The sequence below is a fragment of the Gracilinema caldarium DSM 7334 genome, from assembly GCF_000219725.1.
Lineage (GTDB): Bacteria > Spirochaetota > Spirochaetia > Treponematales > Breznakiellaceae > Gracilinema > Gracilinema caldarium.
Genome location: NC_015732.1, coordinates 664008 through 683982, shown reverse-complemented (window position 1 = coordinate 683982; position 19975 = coordinate 664008). Strand labels below are relative to the sequence as shown.

At 44.8% G+C, this 19975-nt stretch carries 16 protein-coding genes and 1 pseudogene; 2 read left to right on the top strand and 15 right to left on the bottom strand.

Annotated elements, in window-relative coordinates:
• Positions 1–118 precede the first annotated feature (118 nt).
• Positions 119–1075, top strand: coding sequence for a bifunctional 4-hydroxy-2-oxoglutarate aldolase/2-dehydro-3-deoxy-phosphogluconate aldolase (locus SPICA_RS03160; protein ID WP_013968091.1), 957 nt, complete (start codon positions 119–121; stop codon positions 1073–1075).
• Positions 1076–1119: 44 nt separating this feature from the next.
• Here the strand turns inward: SPICA_RS03160 and SPICA_RS03155 are convergent, their stop codons facing one another.
• The 6 genes from SPICA_RS03155 to SPICA_RS03130 all read right to left on the bottom strand — a co-directional run bounded on the left by SPICA_RS03155 (position 1120) and on the right by SPICA_RS03130 (position 9467).
• Positions 1120–2109 carry a LacI family DNA-binding transcriptional regulator gene (locus SPICA_RS03155; RefSeq protein ID WP_013968090.1) on the bottom strand — a complete coding sequence of 330 codons (990 nt, stop codon included), beginning with the start codon at positions 2107–2109 and terminating at the stop codon, positions 1120–1122.
• A 17-nt stretch (positions 2110–2126) separates the two neighbouring features.
• A complete protein-coding gene (locus tag SPICA_RS03150) occupies positions 2127–4547 on the bottom strand; it encodes a glycoside hydrolase family 31 protein (protein ID WP_013968089.1) in 2421 nt (806 codons plus the stop codon).
• Between the two features lie 2 nt (positions 4548–4549).
• On the bottom strand, positions 4550–5359 hold the full coding sequence (locus SPICA_RS03145; protein ID WP_013968088.1) for a carbohydrate ABC transporter permease: 810 nt from the start codon (positions 5357–5359) through the stop codon (positions 4550–4552).
• Positions 5352–6071 (bottom strand): carbohydrate ABC transporter permease, encoded by a 720-nt coding sequence (locus SPICA_RS03140; protein ID WP_237255911.1) that lies wholly within the window; start codon positions 6069–6071, stop codon positions 5352–5354. The genes SPICA_RS03145 and SPICA_RS03140 overlap by 8 nt, the downstream gene beginning before the upstream one ends.
• Before the next feature lie 182 nt (positions 6072–6253).
• Complete coding sequence (locus SPICA_RS03135) at positions 6254–7492, bottom strand: ABC transporter substrate-binding protein (RefSeq protein ID WP_013968086.1); 1239 nt, start codon at positions 7490–7492, stop codon at positions 6254–6256.
• Positions 7493–7634: 142 nt separating this feature from the next.
• Positions 7635–9467: a pectinesterase family protein gene (locus SPICA_RS03130; RefSeq protein ID WP_013968085.1), complete on the bottom strand. Its 1833-nt coding sequence runs from the start codon at positions 9465–9467 to the stop codon at positions 7635–7637.
• A 211-nt stretch (positions 9468–9678) separates the two neighbouring features.
• Between SPICA_RS03130 and SPICA_RS03125 the strand changes: the two genes are divergently transcribed.
• Complete coding sequence (locus tag SPICA_RS03125) at positions 9679–10029, top strand: cupin domain-containing protein (RefSeq protein ID WP_013968084.1); 351 nt, start codon at positions 9679–9681, stop codon at positions 10027–10029.
• Between the two features lie 151 nt (positions 10030–10180).
• Here SPICA_RS03125 and SPICA_RS03120 read toward each other — a convergent pair whose 3' ends face one another.
• From SPICA_RS03120 to SPICA_RS15705, 9 genes and pseudogenes are all read right to left on the bottom strand, one after another.
• The gene (locus SPICA_RS03120) at positions 10181–11434 is read right to left on the bottom strand and encodes a uracil-xanthine permease family protein (protein WP_013968083.1); all 1254 of its coding nucleotides are present in this window, start codon (positions 11432–11434) and stop codon (positions 10181–10183) included.
• Positions 11435–11688: 254 nt separating this feature from the next.
• A pseudogene (locus SPICA_RS15215) lies at positions 11689–13266 on the bottom strand (xanthine dehydrogenase family protein molybdopterin-binding subunit).
• A 49-nt stretch (positions 13267–13315) separates the two neighbouring features.
• Positions 13316–13657, bottom strand: coding sequence for a hypothetical protein (locus tag SPICA_RS15720; protein ID WP_237255908.1), 342 nt, complete (start codon positions 13655–13657; stop codon positions 13316–13318).
• A gap of 39 nt (positions 13658–13696) precedes the next feature.
• On the bottom strand, positions 13697–14515 hold the full coding sequence (locus tag SPICA_RS03110; protein ID WP_013968082.1) for an FAD binding domain-containing protein: 819 nt from the start codon (positions 14513–14515) through the stop codon (positions 13697–13699).
• 345 nt (positions 14516–14860) lie between these two features.
• A complete protein-coding gene (locus SPICA_RS03105) occupies positions 14861–15541 on the bottom strand; it encodes a GntR family transcriptional regulator (RefSeq protein WP_013968081.1) in 681 nt (226 codons plus the stop codon).
• A 9-nt stretch (positions 15542–15550) separates the two neighbouring features.
• The gene (locus SPICA_RS03100) at positions 15551–15934 is read right to left on the bottom strand and encodes a Zn-ribbon domain-containing OB-fold protein (RefSeq protein ID WP_013968080.1); all 384 of its coding nucleotides are present in this window, start codon (positions 15932–15934) and stop codon (positions 15551–15553) included.
• A gap of 94 nt (positions 15935–16028) precedes the next feature.
• Complete coding sequence (locus SPICA_RS15715) at positions 16029–16859, bottom strand: thiolase C-terminal domain-containing protein (protein ID WP_013968079.1); 831 nt, start codon at positions 16857–16859, stop codon at positions 16029–16031.
• A gap of 132 nt (positions 16860–16991) precedes the next feature.
• The gene (locus SPICA_RS15710; protein WP_237255906.1) at positions 16992–18671 is read right to left on the bottom strand and encodes a YlbE family protein; all 1680 of its coding nucleotides are present in this window, start codon (positions 18669–18671) and stop codon (positions 16992–16994) included.
• On the bottom strand, positions 18653–19855 hold the full coding sequence (locus SPICA_RS15705; RefSeq protein WP_237255904.1) for an FdrA family protein: 1203 nt from the start codon (positions 19853–19855) through the stop codon (positions 18653–18655). Before SPICA_RS15705 ends, SPICA_RS15710 begins: the two co-directional genes overlap by 19 nt.
• Positions 19856–19975: the final 120 nt, after the last annotated feature.

Here is a 19975-nt window from a genome sequence, read left to right as displayed (position 1 = left end):
ATCAAATTTTCGTCAATATTTTTTTGAAACGATGGTTCATTTTTAATTTATTATATGATATACTAATTATGAAACATCAACAATTGCGCTGTATTCAGCTCATCAGGAGGATTAGTATATGCTCAATATCTTTACAAAGCTCAGTACTATCGGTCTTATACCAGTCATCAAAATTGAAAACCCAGACCATGCCATACCATTAGGGAAGGCTCTTATTGCAGGGGGGGTGCCGGTAGCTGAGATTACATTCAGAACTGCAGCAGCAGAAGAAGTAATAGAACGGCTTACCAATGAAGTTCCTGAATTACTTGTAGGTGCTGGAACAGTTATTAACCGGACTTTGGCCCAAAAAGCAATTAAAGCTGGTGCAAAATTCATCGTGTCACCTGGATTTAATCCTGAAACTGTTGATTGGTGTATGGAACAGAAAATTCCAATTATTCCAGGTGCGAATACCCCATCTCTTATCGAACAAGGACTTTCTAAAGGTCTTGAAGTGTTTAAATTTTTTCCCGCTGAAAATTCTGGCGGTGCAAGCATGATTCAGGCTCTATCAGCCCCTTTTGGGAATGTCCATTTTGTACCAACAGGAGGTATTGATACAAAAAATGTAGCTGAATATGCTCGGCTCGATTCGGTGCTTGCTATTGGTGGTAGTTGGATGGTAAAACCAGATCTTATTCAAAACGAAAAATGGGATGAGATTGCACGATTATGCAGAGAAGCTCGGCTTGCGTTGCAAGGATTTTCTTTTGCACATGTAGGAATAAATCAGGACAATGAAAGCCTGGCCACAGGAACAGCGGAATTACTATCTGCTTTTGGTTTTCCTCAGAAGATAGGAAATTCCTCAATCTTTGCTGGGACTTGTTTTGAAGTCATGAAAAGTAATTACCGTGGGACCAGGGGACATATTGGAATTACGTGTTTTAATGTAGAACGGGCTTTGTCGTACCTTAAAACTTTCGGATTTTCTGGAATTGAAGAAACTGCCAAACGAGAAAAGGGTGTTTTAAAAGTTATATATCTTGATAAAGAAATTGGTGGTTTTGCGGTACATCTTGTCAAGGCGTGAGGGGAATATAGTGCCGGAATGATCAGGGCGATGGAGGTTTCTATTTATGATGATTGACGTATAATAAGGGTCGAAGGAAGCATGACTTGCATGGGATCGGGATTTCTTCCTTCGATACAATCAAAGAGCATAGCCGCGCTCATTTCCCCCATACGTTCAAGGGGTAGTGCAAAGGTGGTGATTGGTATAGGCCAAAAGGATGAAAATTCTCTATTGTCATAACCAATAACCTTAAGATCACTAGGGATTCCTAGTCCATGCGCAAAAGCTCTGTTTATCGCACCAGCAGCCATATAATCATTAGCACAGAAAACGGCATCAATATGAGGGTGTTGTTCGAGCAGTATATCAAGACAACGTGCACCTGATTCGGCAGTAAAATCACCATGGATCACGCTCTTTGAAGCACTAAACTCAACTCCACATTCGTTAAGAGCACTTGCAAAGCCTGCAAGACGTTCGATACTAGCGATTCGATTCTCTGGCCCTGCAATCATAGCAGGGCGTTGTACCCCTTTCGAAATAAGATAAAACGCGGCTTCTCGTCCTCCTTTAAAATCATCAGGCTGTATAGAAGGTATCGAATCATTATAGAACGTGTTAACAGTAATCGCAGGTAGATCGAAAATATTCCGCAGCTCAGAATTGATCGTCTGACGCACACCATAAGCAGCAATTATACCATCTACTCGACGCTTATTTAAAAATTCGATAGCACTTGATATATCGTTATTGAATTCAACACCACTTGTAAAAAGTAAATAACATCCTTTTTCTCGAACAACTTTCTCCACACCATGAATAATCCTTGCGGCAAATACTTCGGTAATATCGTAGGCAAAAAAACCTATTACCCCAGAAGTAGTTGTACGAAGCGCTCTGGCTGCGGGGTTTGGTTCATAACCTAAACGATCAATCGCTTCCCAAATTTTTTTCTTCGTAGCATGACTAATTGGTCGTTTCCCACTAAGAGCATGACTTACAGTAGACACCGATACTCCAACGGCGATTGCAACATCACGTATGGTAACCATATTCCTACCATACTACATTATTCACTCGTTGTGCGATATGTCCCTCTCAGTATAAGTCTAATATTTTTCGGCGCTTCAAGGAATTGAAAATCGACACTTCGTCCAAATACTTTTTTATCATCACCAATAATGGAAAATCCTTCAGGTACAGTAAATCGCCACTTTTTTCTATACTCATTATTAATGGCCGTATGAGTAAGAATAACTATAAAAATAATATTGTCTGTCGAAGTAATTTCAAAGGTCATACGCCAACGCCAGAAGCTTCCAATACAAAAATCACTCTCTCCATCATCTTCACTATGTGTAGATATAATAGAGCGAAAAGCTTCCAGATCTTTATGTACCGGAGGAATAATGAGAAACTCATACTCATCCATAGAAGCCTTCCCTATCGCTTCTTGTTTACGTGAAGTAGGAATTACTGTTCCACAGCGAAAAAAATACCGCAACGAATCAATAGGATAATCAAATTTTAGGCAAGATCCGCCTCGATATAGTAAATTTGTCATCGGATCAAACCAATTAGCTCCCACAGGGAACCGGATTTCTGTGTCTCGTTTTCCTCGTTCGGGGGGGCCAGGAACCAAGATAGCATCACCGGCCATTCTATCGAGACTTTCATAGGATAGAGATATGTCATCCGGGAATTCAAGTGCTACTGGGCTCTCCATTGGGATTCCTGTTTCAGAAGCTCGAATAGCCAAATCATAAATATAGGGCAAAAAGCGGTAACGTTCTTGGATGAAATAGCGTATAGTATGTAACCTATGAGGGAACAACCATGGTTCTGTAATACTTCCATCTGGTTTCCATGAATGCATCACAAAACGTGGTTGAAACAACGCACTCTGGCACCAACGTAATAAGAGTTCCTCATCTGGAGTAGGCCCAACAAAACCACCAATATCGTGCCCATATATTGGTATACCACTCAACCCTAAGTTCATGCCCATTACAATATTCAACCTAAAACACTCATAGCTTGATACATTGTCACCTGTCCAGGTACGTGCATATCGCTGAATCCCTGCATAACCTGAACGACTTATAAGCCATGGACGTTTGCCGGGATTAGCTTTAGAAATAGCTTCAAATGAGGCTTGTGCCATCTTTACTGGAAGGAATTTCTTATAAGCCTGAACAGGTAAAGCCTCATCCTCAATTTCAAATTCATTATTATCATTCCACACACCTGAAACACCTTCGTTGAGAATATACTCAGTTAAAGCTTTAACCCACCAGTCAAAACCTTCTTTCCGTGAAAAATCGATGAACGAGGCAGTACCGCCCCAGTAATAACTTTTTAATGGACCACCTTCGATGTCAGGAATAAAAACCCCAATTGCTGCTAATGAATCATACCAAGGATGATTTAACAGAATACCAGGTTTTACATTACAACAGATACGATATCCTCTGGCTCGTAGGGCGCGTATAAAATTACCAGGATCAGGGAATTTTTTTTTGTTCCATACAAAGGTATAACGCTCGTTATTGTCTGCCTTCACATATCCTGAAGAAAAATACATACCTTCACAGGGGATATTCTCTTTTTCAACACGGTCAAAAAAATCAAGTATTCGTTCCTGTGCATTATCTGGTTCGGTATATCCCATACTTGAAGTGAGATATCCAAATGAAAAAAGCGGGGGAAGAAAAGGCATACCAGTGAGTTTACAGTAAGCAGAGAGAAGATCATGATAATGATGCCCCGTTATAACATAATAACCATAAGGCCCACCTCTGAGTACGACATTGTAATAGAAAATACTCTCTACACCAAAATTTACTTCATCAACCTGAAGGTTTGGGAAAAATAGGCCACATAGAACTTTTTGTTCTCTATTTATTTTCATAAAAAAGGGAACCGATTTATAGAGAGGATCGCTCGATGAGGCATCATAACCAAGAGCATCTCTGTTAAACAACTTAAAGAGTCGATTGCGTTTATTTAAACTTCCGGTTTTCTCTCCAAGACCAAAAAAAGCATCCCCTGCTTCTAGTCGAAAATTAAATTTACCGCGAGTTAAACCAGATGTACTTTCTTTTTGTACCCTAAGTGGATACTGCGGTATAACAAGATCACTATGACCAATCTCACCACCATGTACTAGTATTCCATCCTCATAAATTGATAAAAGAGCTGTCTCCTTATTAATGCTAACCAAAGTATTTCCGTAACGAAGTTCATATTCGTAATTTCTGTCTACGATGGAATCCCAAAAAACTCCAGAAGTATGTAGGTTACTATCAACAAGAAGACCAGGATAAGGAATATTTTCCTGTGATGGAACAATTGAATCATTAAAAATATAGAACACAGACAGAACACAAGAGGTAATTATCGTTACTTCCAGTCTGCCATTTTCACCAAAAATAATTACCTTTTCTTTGTTAACTTGTATATTATCTAAGTTTTTTATTGTATAAAGCATGATTAGGCTTTCACTCCACCTGCGGTTAAACCTGTTACGAAGTATTTTTGTAATCCAAGGAACACAATGATTATAGGAATCATTGTCACTACAGTCATCGCTAGAAGCTGACCCCAATTTATCTGAAACTGCCCCACAAAATTTGCCAGAGCCAATTGGAGAGTCATCTTTTTTTTAACCGAAATAACAATAAAAGGCCATAGAAAATCGTTCCATCGCCACATAAATGAAAAAATTGCTATTGTCGCAATAATTGGTTGTGCCAGTGGTATTATAATTTTGATGAAAATGCGGAATTCCCCTGATCCATCAATTCTTGCAGCCTCGATTAAAGAATTTGGAATTGTTTGAATGTATTGCCGTGCCAGAAATACACCAGTTGGAGAAGCTGCGGGCGGAATAATGATACCCCACAAAGTATTGAGCATACCCAAATTCTTTAAAAGCAAAAAAATCGGTATGACAATAGCCTGAAGTGGTATCATCAGGGTACTAATCATGAGAGAAAAAATCAGATCACGTCCTTTAAACCAAAATTTCGAGAGAGCATATCCTGCCATAACATTGACAGTGATCGTAATAAATGTAGCAACCACTGATACAAATATTGAGTTTTTATTATAAGTAACAAAGTCGCCACTAGTAAAGGCTTTAACATAATTTTCAAGAGTCGGAAAACGTGGTAATATTGTTAGCGGATATGTAAAAAGTTCCGATTGAGGTTTTAAAGAAGAAAGCACCACCCACAAAAGAGGAAAGATGAATATAAAGGATATAAAACAAAGTAAGATATACTTCATTAATTTATTCATTTGTATATTCCTCTTTTTGCGCCATGAACTGGAACAGGGTAATTATCCCTATAATAATAAGAAGTATTACAGACATGGCAGCTCCATACCCCATCTTATCTTCTTGAAAGGCTGCCTGAAAAATATATTGAACAATAAACTTAGTCGATGTACCAGGCCCTCCCTGGGTTAAAACAAAAACAAGCTCATAGGCCTTAAAAGCTTCTATTGTAGCAAGAACAACAACAACAAGTATAATAGGCTTTAGGAGAGGAAGCGTAATACTCCGGAACGTGGTAATAGAGCTTGCACCGTCGATCTGTGCAGCTTCATAATACGTTTTCGGAATTGCCTGCAACCCACCAACAAACATCATCATGAAATACCCTGCTCTTGTCCACAGCGTAACGAAAATAAGGCTTACATTTGCCATAATGCCATCTGTAAGCCACGGTATTGGTTTACTCCCTAGTAACTTTAATAAATAGTTGATAATCCCTAGATCATACCCTAAAAGCCATCTCCAAGCGATACCAACAATGATCATGCTGAGCATGGTAGGCATATAGTATATTGCACGAAATACACCCATACCTCCCCCCTCACTTGCAAGGGGGAGGGCAAGCATAAGCGCAACTATGCCCAGGATTGGCACAACTATGACAACATACACCAGTGTGTTTTTAAGCGTAAGCCAGAACATTGAATCATGAAGTAAATCTTGAAAATTCATAAGCCCAATAAACTTTGAACCATCAAGAATGCTCCATTCGAAAAGAGACATACGCAGTCCCATAATTGCCGGGACAATAATAAAAAGGCTAAATATGAGCAAATTTGGAGTCAAAAACATCAGAGGAACAAGGGTCTGCTCAAAAGTACCATGGGATCGCGTTGTAGCTTTCATATTTGTTGTCAGAAATAGGAATTACCTTTAGCCTGAATATTTGCAGCTGCCTGTTCCATTGTTTGCTTTCCAAGTAGCCCTTCTATAATCTGCTCACGAGCATAAGGATTAAGTTTGGCAACCACGCTACTCTTCCAATCATCTGCAGTATAAGCAGGTGTCAGTTTAAGCTCTTCAGTAAACACAGCAAAGTCCTTTGATCTCGTAGCATAGGTAATATTCGCATCCTTGCGTGCTGACAAATTAAAAGTGTCTCTGCAATACTGTTCGTTATGAGCCTTATCGGAAAATACTGCTATAAGATCGAGAGCATCTTTCTTATTAGGAGCGTTTTTAAAGACTCCTACAAATTTACCACCCGGTACTGAAGAATTTATTTTACGTTTAGGCATACGTACTGCAGCCCATTCGAAATCTTTAATATTTTTTTGATAGGCATTGATAAGCCAGGAACCTCCAACATGACAAGCTACAAGCCCTGACTGGAACAATTCTTGAGGATTTTCGGAACCCATCCATACTGATTTTGGAGCTAGATCCTCATCATGCAACTTTTTGAAAAAATTCAAAGCATCTAACGTTTCAGGGGTGTTAAAGTTCATCGTTTTACCATTAGCAGCTAAAAAGCGTCCTCCTGCCTCATAGAGAAAGGTTGAAAAACGATGGGTCGAAAAATCAACTGTAATTCCGTATTTTGCCTTTTGGTTTGCTTTGAGTACCTTTTTCATTGCATCAACCCATTGATCCCAAGTCCATGTTTGGGAAAGCTTCTCAACATCAATACCAGCATTTTTAAAGTACGTTTTATTAACGATCATACCATTGGCGGTTGCTTCTGTAGGCATCACTAAAAGACGACCATGCTCATCACGACCAAGTGCTAAAGAAGAATCAAAATAAGATTTCGCAAGTGTATCAAAAACTGGTTTCCCGGAAAGTGGTTCGAGACTATTCGCAAAAAGAGGCACATGCGCACTTGCAATTCTAGCCACATCAGGAGGATTTCCGCCTGCAATCATCATTCTAAGCTTGTTTTCATAGTCATTGAAGGGAATAACCTGCATATCAATAGAAATATTTGGATGGCTTTTCAAATAGTCTGTTATCGTTGCCATAAACACATCTGATTCATTTGAATCATTAAACCATAGAACAGTGAGTGTTGTCTTGGGTTGTGCCCAGAGGTTTCCTAAAGCAATCATCAAAAGAAGACACATCAACCACAATACTGTCTTTTTCTGTTTCATCGTTTACCTCCATAAACAGTCAAAACGTTTTGACTGTTTAACGATAAAACCACTTTCCCATTTTGTCAAGAAAAATTAACTTCCTTGAGCATCAGTTCGAATAAGCTACTTATCCCCCCACTAATATTTTAGCAACATTTCTTTACCAAGGTAATTGAGGTGTATATCCTAATACTTGTTCTGGTGTAGAATAAAGGGTCTGATATTCCTGATCTGTTAATACTTTTCTGCCAGGTCTTTCTCCTTGAATTGCCCCTTCACCAGTATTGTTATATTCTCTAAAAAATTGCCGTTCTGCGGTGCTTTCTGTATCCCAATCGGTCCACCCTGTTTTACCAGATATTTTCGAGATTATCGAATTCTGGATAACAACCTTTGCAGGGCCCTTTCCATTACTACCATTTTGCCATGCCCCACGACCAAGATAGACCGGTTTTGCTTGTTCCAATGCAGGATCAGCGGTAAATATACATTGATTAAATACATAACCATTATCAAACCCTAAACCGCCAGAATCAGCTGGAGCTGCTGCAGTTATATAGCCCCCTTGTGGATAATAAATTGAATGGATCTGACAATTCTGAAAAAATACTGTAGCACCACCACAAATAAAGTCTACCTCGCCTTCCACATAACAGTTTTCCATATATAATCGTCCAGAGCGTAAATACAAGGTATCCTGCTGTCCTAAAAAGATACAATTTCTCACAAAACCTTTTCCTACATTCCGGACAGCGAAAGCAACAGATCGTCGTTCAGCTTTACCCCAGGTTTTATTCCATTCAGCACCTTTATTATAAAAGGTAAGATTACAGGCATTAAAGGATTCACCTTGTAATGAAACTTCTACTAAAATATTTCCATCAATACCACCCACATCCGCTTCATATCCATAGATAATGGTATTAGCTGGATTTTCTCCAATAAGTGTTATATCAGGTTTCGTAATTTTTAATTTTTCCTTGTACAAACCCTTTCGAATGAAAATTATAGTTCCAGGTTGTGCTACATCGATGGCTTCTGCAATAGTTTTAAAGGTTCCCGGCGAACCATCGGATGATACGGTAATAGATGATACAGTTTTTTTTATATCAAAAGATGGTGGTTTTTTTTGAATAACTAAGGCTTTATTTTTACTGTACGGCAAACAATCAAGGTCAATCTTATCATTGTGGATTGTCGCAGGATCCACCCATGCAGCATCTTTATTCACCTCATGGGCAAACATGGTAATACCGTTTGGTTTAAAAGCCGGTCGTTTGCTTGGTGGATCCTTATCATTAACTAAAGCAGGTATATTTGTTAAATCAAATCCAACCCGTTGGCTCAATTGAGATAAGGACAATTCAGATACATCCTCATCAAAAATTAAGAGTAAATATAAATAACGAGCAAAACCATTGGTACTTCCATCATAATCTCCAAAGGCAATATAATTACCTGCACCAGCCCATTCTGTATTTTGTCTTACATATTGTTCTGTAATATGCCGTAGTTTATTATCAATATATGCTTTTGCAGTCATAGCTTTGTTATCTGAGGCTACTTCAAAAACAAGACGAAAATCATGCCAGTCTGAAACAATATCATCGGGCTTTAGATTGGTCTGACCTATAGGGCCCTTAATTTGGTTGCTATGATTATGCCGTAGTAGGGATTGGTATTCGCCCCGTTGCCAGCCTGCCCAAAACATCCCATAAGGTGTTCCTGTATCTGCATCCTTTGCACCACGGGCTTTGAAAAGAATCGTTACCCTTTTCGTTTGTTCTGGTACAGGATAGGTAATAAAATCATTATTGCCATCGGTTGTATCAAATTGTATTGCCATTGGTTTTTTATCAACATTATAAAGAAACGATACATGCTTTTTTATTTCATCTAAATGACCAAAACCATGTTCAGCTAAATCTTGAACGATATCTAAGGATTTTTTCCCAGGTATATATAAAAAAAAGGAAGTATCAACATCTGCCATACAAAAAAGACCTCCATATACGAGTAATACATAAAAAATAAAGTTTTTTTTCATCACCTCCACCCCCCAATCATATAATCGTTATAATATAGTTATTAGTATGGGAATTTCAGAAAAAGATTTGTACTTTACCGTTTTTTTGTTCCTATGTAAGGAAACCTTCGATACAATAAAAACAAGGTTCGTTTTAATAAAGGAAGGATTGACCTTTATGAAGATTGCACAAATCTATGCGGACGCCACAGGTGAATCCCACTATGAGGATCTGGAAGTGGAATACACCATATCGAACCCGCTAGGCAAAATGTCGGACCCAATACCGGTAACTTCGATGATACTGCGGGAAAACGAAGCGGGTTATGACTACGACTGGCACACGGCGCCTCGCAGACAATATATAGTGATGCTTGCAGGTCTTGTAGAAATACAGGTTTCCGATGGCGAGACACGAACCTTGGGCCCCGGAGACATAGTCCTGGTAGAGGATACCACCGGCAAAGGACATAAATCCCGCTCGTCCGATGGTAAACCGAGAAAATCAATTTTTTTACCTCTGCCCTAACCAACTCAGGCAGAGGCATACCAGTCTTGTTTAGTCGGCCGCTGTGTCACGTTACACAGAGCTAAGACTCTGACAGCCTGATCCTCTGCACCGTTACAAACATACTAGGTAGGTAACGGTGTTTCATTGTAAAGCTTTATAACACTTTGTTTCAGCCTTCAGAACCTGTTGCATCCTTGGGGCGGAGAATCAGATTCAGCACAACACCAAAGATTGCTGCAAGACCAAGACCGGAAAGATTGATAGGTCCCAGTTTAAATGCCGCACCACCTAAACCGAGCACCAACATGGTTGCGGTAATAATCAGTACCTTTGGATTGGAAAGATTCACCTTGGCATCTACCATGTTCTTAATACCAATGGAAGAGATCATACCAAAGAGCAGAATCGAAATCCCACCGATAACTGGAGCAGGGATAGTGCCAATCAGGGCAGTGAATTTCGGGACTAGGGAAAGCAGAATCGCGAAGGCTGCCGCAATCCGCATGATAATGGGATTGTAAGCACCGGTCAGAGCTACTGCACCGGTATTTTCTGAATAGGTAGTGTTAGCAGGACCGCCGATGAATGCCGCTAGAGACGTTGCAAGACCATCACCAATGAGAGTCCTATGTATCCCGGGATCTTTGATAAAGTCTTTCCCAACCACATTACCGATAGCAAGAATATCACCAAAGTGTTCTACCATGGTAACAATGGCAATCGGAACCATAACCGTAATGGCTGAAATTGAGAATTGAGGCAGGCTGAATTTTGGAATACCAATCCATGTGGCTTCACCAACCGATTTAAAATCAACAATACCGATGATAATAGAAAGCAGATAGCCAGCAATGAGGGCTATGATAACCGGCAGATTGGATGCAAATTTCCAGCCGAATTTCGGGAAAGCAACTTTAACAAATACACCCACCGTGAAGGTAAAGAGTGCTACTGCCCAACAGCCATTAGTTCCGATGACATCTGCAATAGCCTTGGCATTGGTACCATTGGCATTTTGTACTGCTACAGGAGCGAGAATCATACCAATCAGTATGATCATGGGTCCGGTAACATGGGGTGGTAATATCTTATGGAGGTTATCGTATGAAACGAATTTAAAAATAATTGCCACAACCACATACAGTAAGCCCGCAATAACAATACCACCCAGTGCATAGGGGAGCCCTTCACTGGCACCAACTGCTATAATACCGGGAATAAAGGCGAAGGAACTGCCCAAAAAAACCGGGACTTTAAAACCGGTTACGATATGGAACAACAGGGTCCCGATGCCGGCAGCAAAGAGGGTTACCCCTACATCCAGACCTGTTAAAATTGGTACCAGGACCGTTGCGCCGAACATAACGAACGTGTGTTGTAAACCAAGAATCACGTTCTTTCCGGAGAGGTCTTTTTCTTCCATACAGCCTCCTTTTATCTCGCTTTCCCCGGTCAGCCTTCCAGGAAGACCTCCGGAATAAGATTATAATACATCATGGTTTACAGTGTATGGTACAAACCATGAATTGTAACATTTTTTTAAGGCATTACTGCCCGCATCGGGGCTATGCCTGCGGGTAGCTGGATCGGATCTGCAGAGGAACCCGAGGGGGTCTTTATTCTGTAAAGCCCGCCAGACATCCTCAAACCGTATAGGCATATGGGTCAGTTCCACACCTACCGCATCATCTCACAAATTGCAGTCCCAAGGCCCTGGATCATGCCGCCGACCGCCTGGCCGCGCACCATATCCTCATTGATAACCTTACCCACATCAAAGGCACTGGCGATCTTGAGGATCTTGTATTCACCTGTCTCCGGATCTACTTCGACGATGGCCCTATGGGCGCCATAGGTCCAATCGAGGGCAGGATTGCCGACCCCAGTTTCCTTATCCAGGTTGCTTAAGCCATGGGCAATATAGGTTCCCGTACCGATGAGGGGCCCGCCGACACCATTGCCGTTCGGATAGGCATAGCCGATAACAATACTCGCCCAGGTAACCGCCTCCGAGGGGGGATGTTTTACATAAATCTTATCCCCATCATAGGCGAGATCTGCCGGATTAGCCCGCAATATCTGGGCAGCAACTTCGTACCCCTTTTTAAGCAGGTCCTCCGCAGCCAGGATACAGGCATTGCCTGACATAATCATCCCCTTAGAGGCTACGGTCTACCAGTCGTAGGGGTCCCGGTCCGTATCCTTTTCTACGGTAACCTTGACCTTTTCCAGAGGGAAGCTAAGACGTTCAGCCACAATCTGCTGGAAGGCTGTCGTGGACCCCTGACCAATTTCCATAAGGCCAACGTTCACATTCACCGAGCCATCACTATTCATTTTGATGACCGCCGAGGTGGCAGTAAAGGAGGGCATGGCGGGAGCCTTATGCAGGGCTGCAATACCTTTGCCGATCCTTCGGCCTGTCTTACGCTCCCGTTCCTTTTCCGCTTCGGTTAAGGTTCCATAGTTAATAGCCTTAGCCACCGTATCCATACATTTAAGGACCTTGCCCGTATGTTCCTGAATCACCTCCCCCGTCAGGGTTGTAGAACCAGGCCGGAGGGCGTTTTTACGGCGGAATTCCAGGGGATCCATACCAATTGCCCGGGCTACCAGTTCCATATGCCGTTCTACACCCCAGTGGAATTCTACATGGCCAAAGCCCCGATAGGCTGTACCATAGGGTTTGTTCGTATAAATGGTGTAAGCATCCACCCAGGCATTGGGAATATCGTAGGGACCATTGGCAGAATAACAGGAAGCCCGGGTCACGTTGACCGCATAGTCCGCATAGGCCCCCGCATCCCAGTACATGGTCATCTTCTGGGCAAGAATCCGGCCATCCTTGGATACCCCGGTCTTAATCCGGTAGGTCAAAGCACTGCGGCAGGGAAGAAGAGAAAATTCCTCTTCCCTGGTGTCCTGGAATTTAACCGGCCGGCCGCCGGCCTTTTTAGAAAGGACCGCCGTCAGGGGCTCTATATGGATACCCGCCTTGCCACCAAAACCGCCCCCCACATGGGGGACCAGGACCCTTACCTTATTCAGGGGAAGCTTAAAGGCATAACAGAAGAGGTTTCGCACCGTAAAGGGAGACTGGGCACTGGACCAGATGGTGATCTCATCATTTCTACCCCACTGCACAATAGCGACATGGGTTTCCATGGGTACATGCTGAACACTAGGATTGGTATACTCCCGCTCAATAATCCATTCGGATTCTTCAAAGCCCTTTTCCACATCGCCCTTGCGCATCTTGTTAAAGGTGGCGATATTGGTTCCCGGTTGGGGCGAAAAGGCAGGTTTAAAGTAATCGTAGTTGCCCAGATCCGGGTGGATGAGGGGAGCTTCTTCTTTTAGCATCCATGTGGTTCAGGATGAGCTCCAGAACCTCATATTCCACATCGATGAGGTCCACCGCTCGTTTAGCTATTTCCAGCGTATCCGCTGCCACCGCTGCTACGGCTTCACCGTAATGGCGGACCTCCTTTTTAGCCAGGATATCCTTATCAACAATATACAGCCCTAATTTATACTGCAGCTCCTCCCCGGTCAGTACCGCCCGGACCCCCGGCAGGGCTTCGGCCTTGGATACATCAATCTTTTTAATACGAGCCCGGGCATAGTGTCCGGTTTTCCGCCACATCCCGTTCGTACAGCTCACCATTAACGTTTACCGAGATCTTCATTTCCGTATCTCCTGGAGGAGCCGTTTTACAAAGACTTCTACCATAAATTCCCGATACTCCTTGCTGCACCGGACATCGCTTATAGGATTGATGATATTCCGTGCCGCGACAACCGCATCTTCTATGGGAATTGAGGCCGGTAAATCGAGGGTTACCACCGGTGTGGGAGCGGCAGAACTCACCGCGATACGGAGCACATCGCCCTTTATATAGACCGCCACTCCGATAATACCCAGATCGTGGCCGTTGATTCGTTTCAGTTTCCTATAGGCTCCCCGACCGCCCGCTGACGCGGCGGGAATTACGATAGCTTCCAGAACCTCCGTCGGACTCAGGACAGTCTTTTTAACACCGGTAAAAAACTCCTTAAAGGGTACTTCCCTTGTACCCTTGCTGGAAGCAATGCGCGCCTGGGCTCCCAGACAGAGTAGAGCCGGAGCCATGTCCGAACAGGGAGATGCATTCACCACATTTCCCATAATAGGTGCCCGGTTCCGTACCTGGTAACTGGCCAGATCATGGCCGCAATCCTGCAGAAGCGGATAGTGATCCCGCACCGATGGGTCTCGAAGTATGTCATTGATGGTTACCGTAGGCCGGAATATAAGGCCCTCTGTCGGGCTGTAGCTGATTCCTTCATAACCAGCGACTTTTTTGATATCCACCACAAGCTGGGGTTTCATCACCCTATTGTGGATGTTCACCAGTAAATCGGTACCCCCCGCAAGAATTTTCGCCTTCTCCGCCTGATCATCCAGAATACTTAAGGGTTCTGACGTTGAACGAGGCGCGGCATATGTAAATTGATGTAACATAACACCTCCTTGTTATGTATATGTCCTAAGGAATCCTACCTGGGGTCCGTTCCCATGGATTTTCGCTATCAACCACCCAGCACTGATAAGATCTACTATAAAGGGCACGGTTATGCAAACCGATTCAAACTGGTCTTGCAGGCTCGTCTTGTTAGGGTCCCGGATTAGAGCATTACCTCCTACATCAACTACCGCTCGGAAATATTCAGATTGACCGCATGGGGATATACAGAATGTACCCGACAGGTAAAGGGTTCTTTTGGAAACATCGAACCCCGTTGAAGTGCATGTAACCTATATACCATATCGGAAGCTACAGCATGGTCTGAGCTTACCGAATCCATACTAAACCATACCATAGGACCGCACCAGGGCTTCTTTGAGGGCATGGAACACCTTTTCTTTGCCCCATAATATATTTTCCCGGATCAGGTCCCGGGCCCTTTCCATATCACAGCGTTCCAGGGCATCCAGAATTTCCAGATGATACTGGCAGGTTTTCTGCAGACGTTCCGGATCGGTTATGTCAGAGAGCCGGACAAAATGGATGCTCCGATCAATATCTTTCAGGATCCGTTGCATCACCCTATTTCCGGCTTCTGCAGCCAGGGCTTGATGGAAATGTTCATCCTCCAGAGCTGCCTCATGGGCCATGGCCGGCAGGGCTTCCAATAGTTCTGTCCAGCGTTTTCGGAGCTGTTTCAGCAGCTTTGGATCAATTCCTTCTTTGCAAAGCCGTTCAATCACTGCCAATTCCAGTACAAGCCGGGTATCGTAAAGATCCTGAAGTTCCTGCAGATCGATTCGGCGTACCCGGTAGCCCTTACGTTCGGCCTTATCCACAAGCCCTGCCTCTACCAGCATATTCAGGGCTTCTCGGATGGGACTGCGACTGACACCGAATTCGGTACAAAGTTCTTCTTCGGTAAATCTATGGCCGGGCGGATAGAGCCAGGTACGAATGCGTTCAGATAAAGTTTCATAAACTTCCGCACTCAAATTATGTCCCGTCCGCCCTGTTGCCATAGCTGCCTCCTACTTAAACACAAATACCTTGACCGGCTTTCCCGGCCGTTCATCGGACTCGATAACCGTAGCATTCAGCTTCATCCCGATGACCGGGTTTTCCACCTCGAGCCGCCCCGATGCCCTGAGTCCGTTTTCGAACTGGACTATACCAAAGAGCAGATACTTTTTGGTATACCCTTCGGGCAAATTCCACGCCCGGGTCCAGGTGAGCAGGGTGCAGAGACCTTCGAGATCAAAGGTTTCCCACCCCTTGCCGGTTACGGGATCCCGCCGGGCATGACATTGGGAACACACCTTGGGTGCCGGATAATAAATAGCCCCGCAGGCCTGGCATTTATAAGCCTTAATCTTGGGGGCCTTCACTTCATATTGGCTAAAATCGATAAACATAGCTGCCCCCTTAATCCTTTGCGCAGATGACAGCAACCACGTTGTTGCCAAAGCCGCCGAAATTGACCGACATGCCATATTTGGGGTCCTTAACCTACCGGCCGGGTTCAGCTTCGCCCCGGAGTTGGCGGACCAGTTCTACGACCTGGGACACACCGGTAGCACCTACGGGATGGCCCTTGGATTTTAAGCCACCCGATGTATTGATGGGGAGCCGTCCATCAATTTTGGTTTCCCCCTTACGAACGGCCAGATAACTTTTGCCCCGCTCAAAGAACCCAACTTCTTCGCTGATCGCCAGTTCCAGAATGGAGAATGCGTCATGGAGTTCTGCAAAGGAAATATCCTTTGGACCCACATCGGCCTCTGGACCATCGGCTATGGCTTCGATACTGACCGGTGCCTGGATATGGGCATACTTATTTTTTGCCCCATTTTCATGGTTTTTCACTGCAAGTTGATATTTATCATCGCTGAAGAACTCTTCGAGGGTCTTGCCGTACTTTTTCTGGGAATGGGCATCACATTCCTTCGCCTGCCGGGACATCCATTCCCGGATTTTGGTGTTCATGGGATGGTCCGCACTGCCGCAATCCACACCGATCCAGCGAAGCTTCTTTTTCTTTGCCCATTCGGCAAATTCCAGGTCCGGTCCGGGGTGTTTAATCATGTAACGGATTTCATCTCCCGTAGGCTGATCCCAGCCGTAGTGATGATACCCGGTATGGATAATGAGGATGTCCCCCTCTTTTACTTCCACCCGTTCTTCTACCATTTTTAAAGTGTACACATCATAATCACCGCATACATCGGATAGATCGACGATCGCTCCTTCATGGACCAGAAAGTCCATATCAAGACTGGCAATATCCTTACCAGGGGTATAAAAAAGTATTGCACCTGAAGTGGAATGTAGGTTGGCCATGGCGGGATCCCTACGCCCAGCGGGATCGTCAAATCGATAACTTTCATTAGACACCTCCTAAAATTATGGTCCGACCAGGTCGGAACAGGAATCTCTGCAGGTACGCCTCCAGAGAGACAGAATTGGTTTCCTTTACGTGGTATAGATCTTTGCCAGGGCTTTCAGAGCATCCTGGCAACAGTTGACCGGCGGCTTTACGAGGCCTGCGCCAACCATACCGATACCGTTTTTTTTATGGGCAATCCCGGTATTGATCACCGGTAAAATACCCTTCTCGACGACCCTTCGCACATCAATGACTGTTGGAGTACCCCGGAAATCGCGGATCGGGATCTTGTATTCCCGGGTAAATCGGAGTGCATCTTCCGGGGTTCCGCCGACAAATTTGACAATCGCCGGCGCTGCCGCCATGGCAACCCCACCAATAACGCTAGTTTCGGTAATAACCGAGTCGCCAATATCAGGGGCCGCATCATCGGAACCAAAGCCGGGGAGATAGAGGCCCTTGACGATACCCGCATGGCCGGTAAACCAGCGGCCTTTAAGTCCTGCAACCTGAATAACGAATTCGGTACCGTTCCGCCCCTGGGCGGTGATCACCGTACTGCCGGGGACCTCCTCCGCGGGCATTAAAACCGATTTGGCCGACGGCATGGTAAGGTTCAGGAAGAAATGATCATTCTGATGCATAAAGCTTAAGACCCGGGAAAGGGCTTCTTTCTTTTCATCCAGCATCACAAGACGGGGTGCCAGTTCACGGATTATGAGGGATGTTCCTGCCCGGTTCCGTTTGTGGCCCTCATCGCCCATCTGTAAGGCCTTGATAATGAGACTCCGCATATCGACATGACCATGATGTTCGATTGCCCTTTGCAAAATCGGAGCCAGTTCCTGTTCCATCCAGCGGAGTCGGTCTAGCACTTCCTGGGAATAGGCCCCATAGCGCAGCACCTTGCCGAGACCTTCATTCAGGGTTGCATAGGCCTGGTTACCAAAGGTTTCTTTTTCGATAATCCAGACGGACATCCGCGGTGTAACAATCCCCGCCATGGGCCCCACCGCCGCATGATCCTGACAGGGAGAAAATTCAATCTTTCCCGATTCAGCCAGAGCCAGAACTTCCTCTTCGGTTTTAACCAAACCTTCGTAGAGAAGTCCTCCGATAACAGCCCCCCGCATGGGTCCGCACATTTTTTCCCAGGTAACCGGCGGCCCCGCATGGAGGAACAGGTTTGGCTTCATCCCGGGGATAGTTTCCAGAGCGGTACCGATACCCTTAATAATTGGTTTCCCCGAAAGGATTCGCTCCACCGCTTCTGCATTGGCCTTTTCGATATCTACTGTAGCGCGGTTTTCCAACCTGTCTAAGACCTGTATCAGTTCAGGCTTTCCGCCCGCAGGAGGTACCCAGTCCATATGAACAATCGGTGTTTCGCAGGCCGCGAGATTCTTGGCAAAGGATTCAAGACCCAGATTGATGAACTTAAGTCCCTGGGTAAAGAGGGAGAGGATCCGTTTGGGACCAACCAGGTTTAATGAAGCTGAATCGGATGCACCGGCACTGGCCGCCTGGGCCGCTGTTTCAGCGCCGGAAGCCTGAGCATCAGCCTTGGGCTGGACAGCCGCTCCTTGAGGCTTCGATCCCAAAGCACCTGTGGTGGTGCCCGTCACTTTTTCCATAATCTTCAGGGCGAGCAGCGATGCCTGATAGTTGGAGGGCATCACAATGACCCCGGCACTGCGCAATTGAGCAACCTGGGCTTCGAAGCCCTGGAAATCCCCCGGAGTCCCTGTCACAGAAGCAATAACCAACAGGTACCCGCCCCGTTTTTCAACGGCTTCCTTCGCTTTTTTATTGGATCCGGCAGTACAAAGGCAGGGTCGGTTTGATTATTAGAATAGACTGCCCCGGTGAGCCCACGGAGCAGTATCCAGGCTTCGTCGGTGAGGGTTCCGCCTGTATAATAGCCTCGGATATATTTTTGCGTTTTAGACATACGGCGGGTTTCCCGTTCTACCAGAGCTTCTATTTCTGCCCTGGATTGATCAAAGGGCCATTCCCGCCGGCTCTGTACATCAATCTGTTCTCCCTTGGCCAGCGCCACGGCCCAACGGGAGGCTTCTTCCAGATTTGCAGCAAAATGTATGGAGGGTCTCGCAGGAATATCTGACTTTAGACCGATAAAGTGAACTACCGAGGGTTTCCCGGTTTTTTCCAGGGCCTGTACCACTTTGGAAGCCACTTCTGGAGCTGGAGGTTTGGAGACAATCAGGATCGCCTTTGTTTCCGGATCTGCCCCAAGGGCTTCGATACCCATCAGCATGGTGGTTCCGCCAACCTGGGCATTTTTCAAATCCCGGCCGCCGGTCCCGATGCCCTGGCTTACTCCGCTGCCGAAGCGGTTAATAAGACAGGAAACTTTCTGGAGCCCCGTTCCAGCCGCAGCGACGATACCCACTAGGCCCCGATCTGCCATATTGGCAAAACAGATGGGTTTCCCATTAATGATGGTAGTCCCGCAGTCTGGGCCCATGACAAGCAGACCCTTTTCACGGGCCAATTTTTTCAGGGCTATTTCATCTTCCAATGAAACATTATCAGAAAAGAGCATAACATGAAGGCCCTTATTCAAGGCCTTTTTCACTTCCCGGGGGGCATACATGCCGGGAACTGAAATAATTGCAAGGTTTGCATCGAGCAAGGTGTCGAGGGCGCTGTCTAGGGTTTTCGTATGGGGCAGTCCAGAACCAGTTGGGCTTCCCGAACTGGATTTCTTTTTGCCCGCCAGCATTTCATCCACCGCTGTTAGGGCTTCTGCAAAGATTTTCTCAGAAGCACAGTCCAAAGCAATAACGAGATCCGCTGGGGTAACATCCTTAAGAGTATCCAGGCTGTAACCCTGCTCTTTAAGCAAATTGAGATTTATGGGAGTACCCATGGTCACGGTGGCATCTGTAACATCGGATCGCTCTTTCAACTCTTTACTTAAAAACATTAAAAATACCGAATCGACATAGGTGTCCTTTCGGATATGAATATGTTTTATTATAGCCTCCCCGCACCACTACTTGTAGATATTATTATATACCTGATTGTATACAAGTCAAGAAAAATA

Bases quoted from the DNA above. Each gene is read 5' to 3' on its own strand.
- SPICA_RS15715 (WP_013968079.1), bottom strand. From the start codon at position 16,859: ATGGCCAACCTACATTCCACTTCAGGTGCAATACTTTTTTATACCCCT.
- SPICA_RS03140 (WP_237255911.1), bottom strand. From the start codon at position 6,071: ATGAATTTTCAAGATTTACTTCATGATTCAATGTTCTGGCTTACGCTT.
- SPICA_RS03155 (WP_013968090.1), bottom strand. From the start codon at position 2,109: ATGGTTACCATACGTGATGTTGCAATCGCCGTTGGAGTATCGGTGTCT.
- SPICA_RS03120 (WP_013968083.1), bottom strand. From the start codon at position 11,434: ATGGAAGAAAAAGACCTCTCCGGAAAGAACGTGATTCTTGGTTTACAA.
- SPICA_RS03135 (WP_013968086.1), bottom strand. From the start codon at position 7,492: ATGAAACAGAAAAAGACAGTATTGTGGTTGATGTGTCTTCTTTTGATG.
- SPICA_RS15705 (WP_237255904.1), bottom strand. From the start codon at position 19,855: ATGTTTTTAAGTAAAGAGTTGAAAGAGCGATCCGATGTTACAGATGCC.
- SPICA_RS15720 (WP_237255908.1), bottom strand. From the start codon at position 13,657: ATGTGGCGGAAAACCGGACACTATGCCCGGGCTCGTATTAAAAAGATT.
- SPICA_RS03150 (WP_013968089.1), bottom strand. From the start codon at position 4,547: ATGCTTTATACAATAAAAAACTTAGATAATATACAAGTTAACAAAGAA.
- SPICA_RS03160 (WP_013968091.1), top strand. From the start codon at position 119: ATGCTCAATATCTTTACAAAGCTCAGTACTATCGGTCTTATACCAGTC.
- SPICA_RS03100 (WP_013968080.1), bottom strand. From the start codon at position 15,934: ATGTTTATCGATTTTAGCCAATATGAAGTGAAGGCCCCCAAGATTAAG.
- SPICA_RS03125 (WP_013968084.1), top strand. From the start codon at position 9,679: ATGAAGATTGCACAAATCTATGCGGACGCCACAGGTGAATCCCACTAT.
- SPICA_RS03130 (WP_013968085.1), bottom strand. From the start codon at position 9,467: ATGGCAGATGTTGATACTTCCTTTTTTTTATATATACCTGGGAAAAAA.
- SPICA_RS03145 (WP_013968088.1), bottom strand. From the start codon at position 5,359: ATGAATAAATTAATGAAGTATATCTTACTTTGTTTTATATCCTTTATA.
- SPICA_RS03105 (WP_013968081.1), bottom strand. From the start codon at position 15,541: ATGGCAACAGGGCGGACGGGACATAATTTGAGTGCGGAAGTTTATGAA.
- SPICA_RS03110 (WP_013968082.1), bottom strand. From the start codon at position 14,515: ATGTTACATCAATTTACATATGCCGCGCCTCGTTCAACGTCAGAACCC.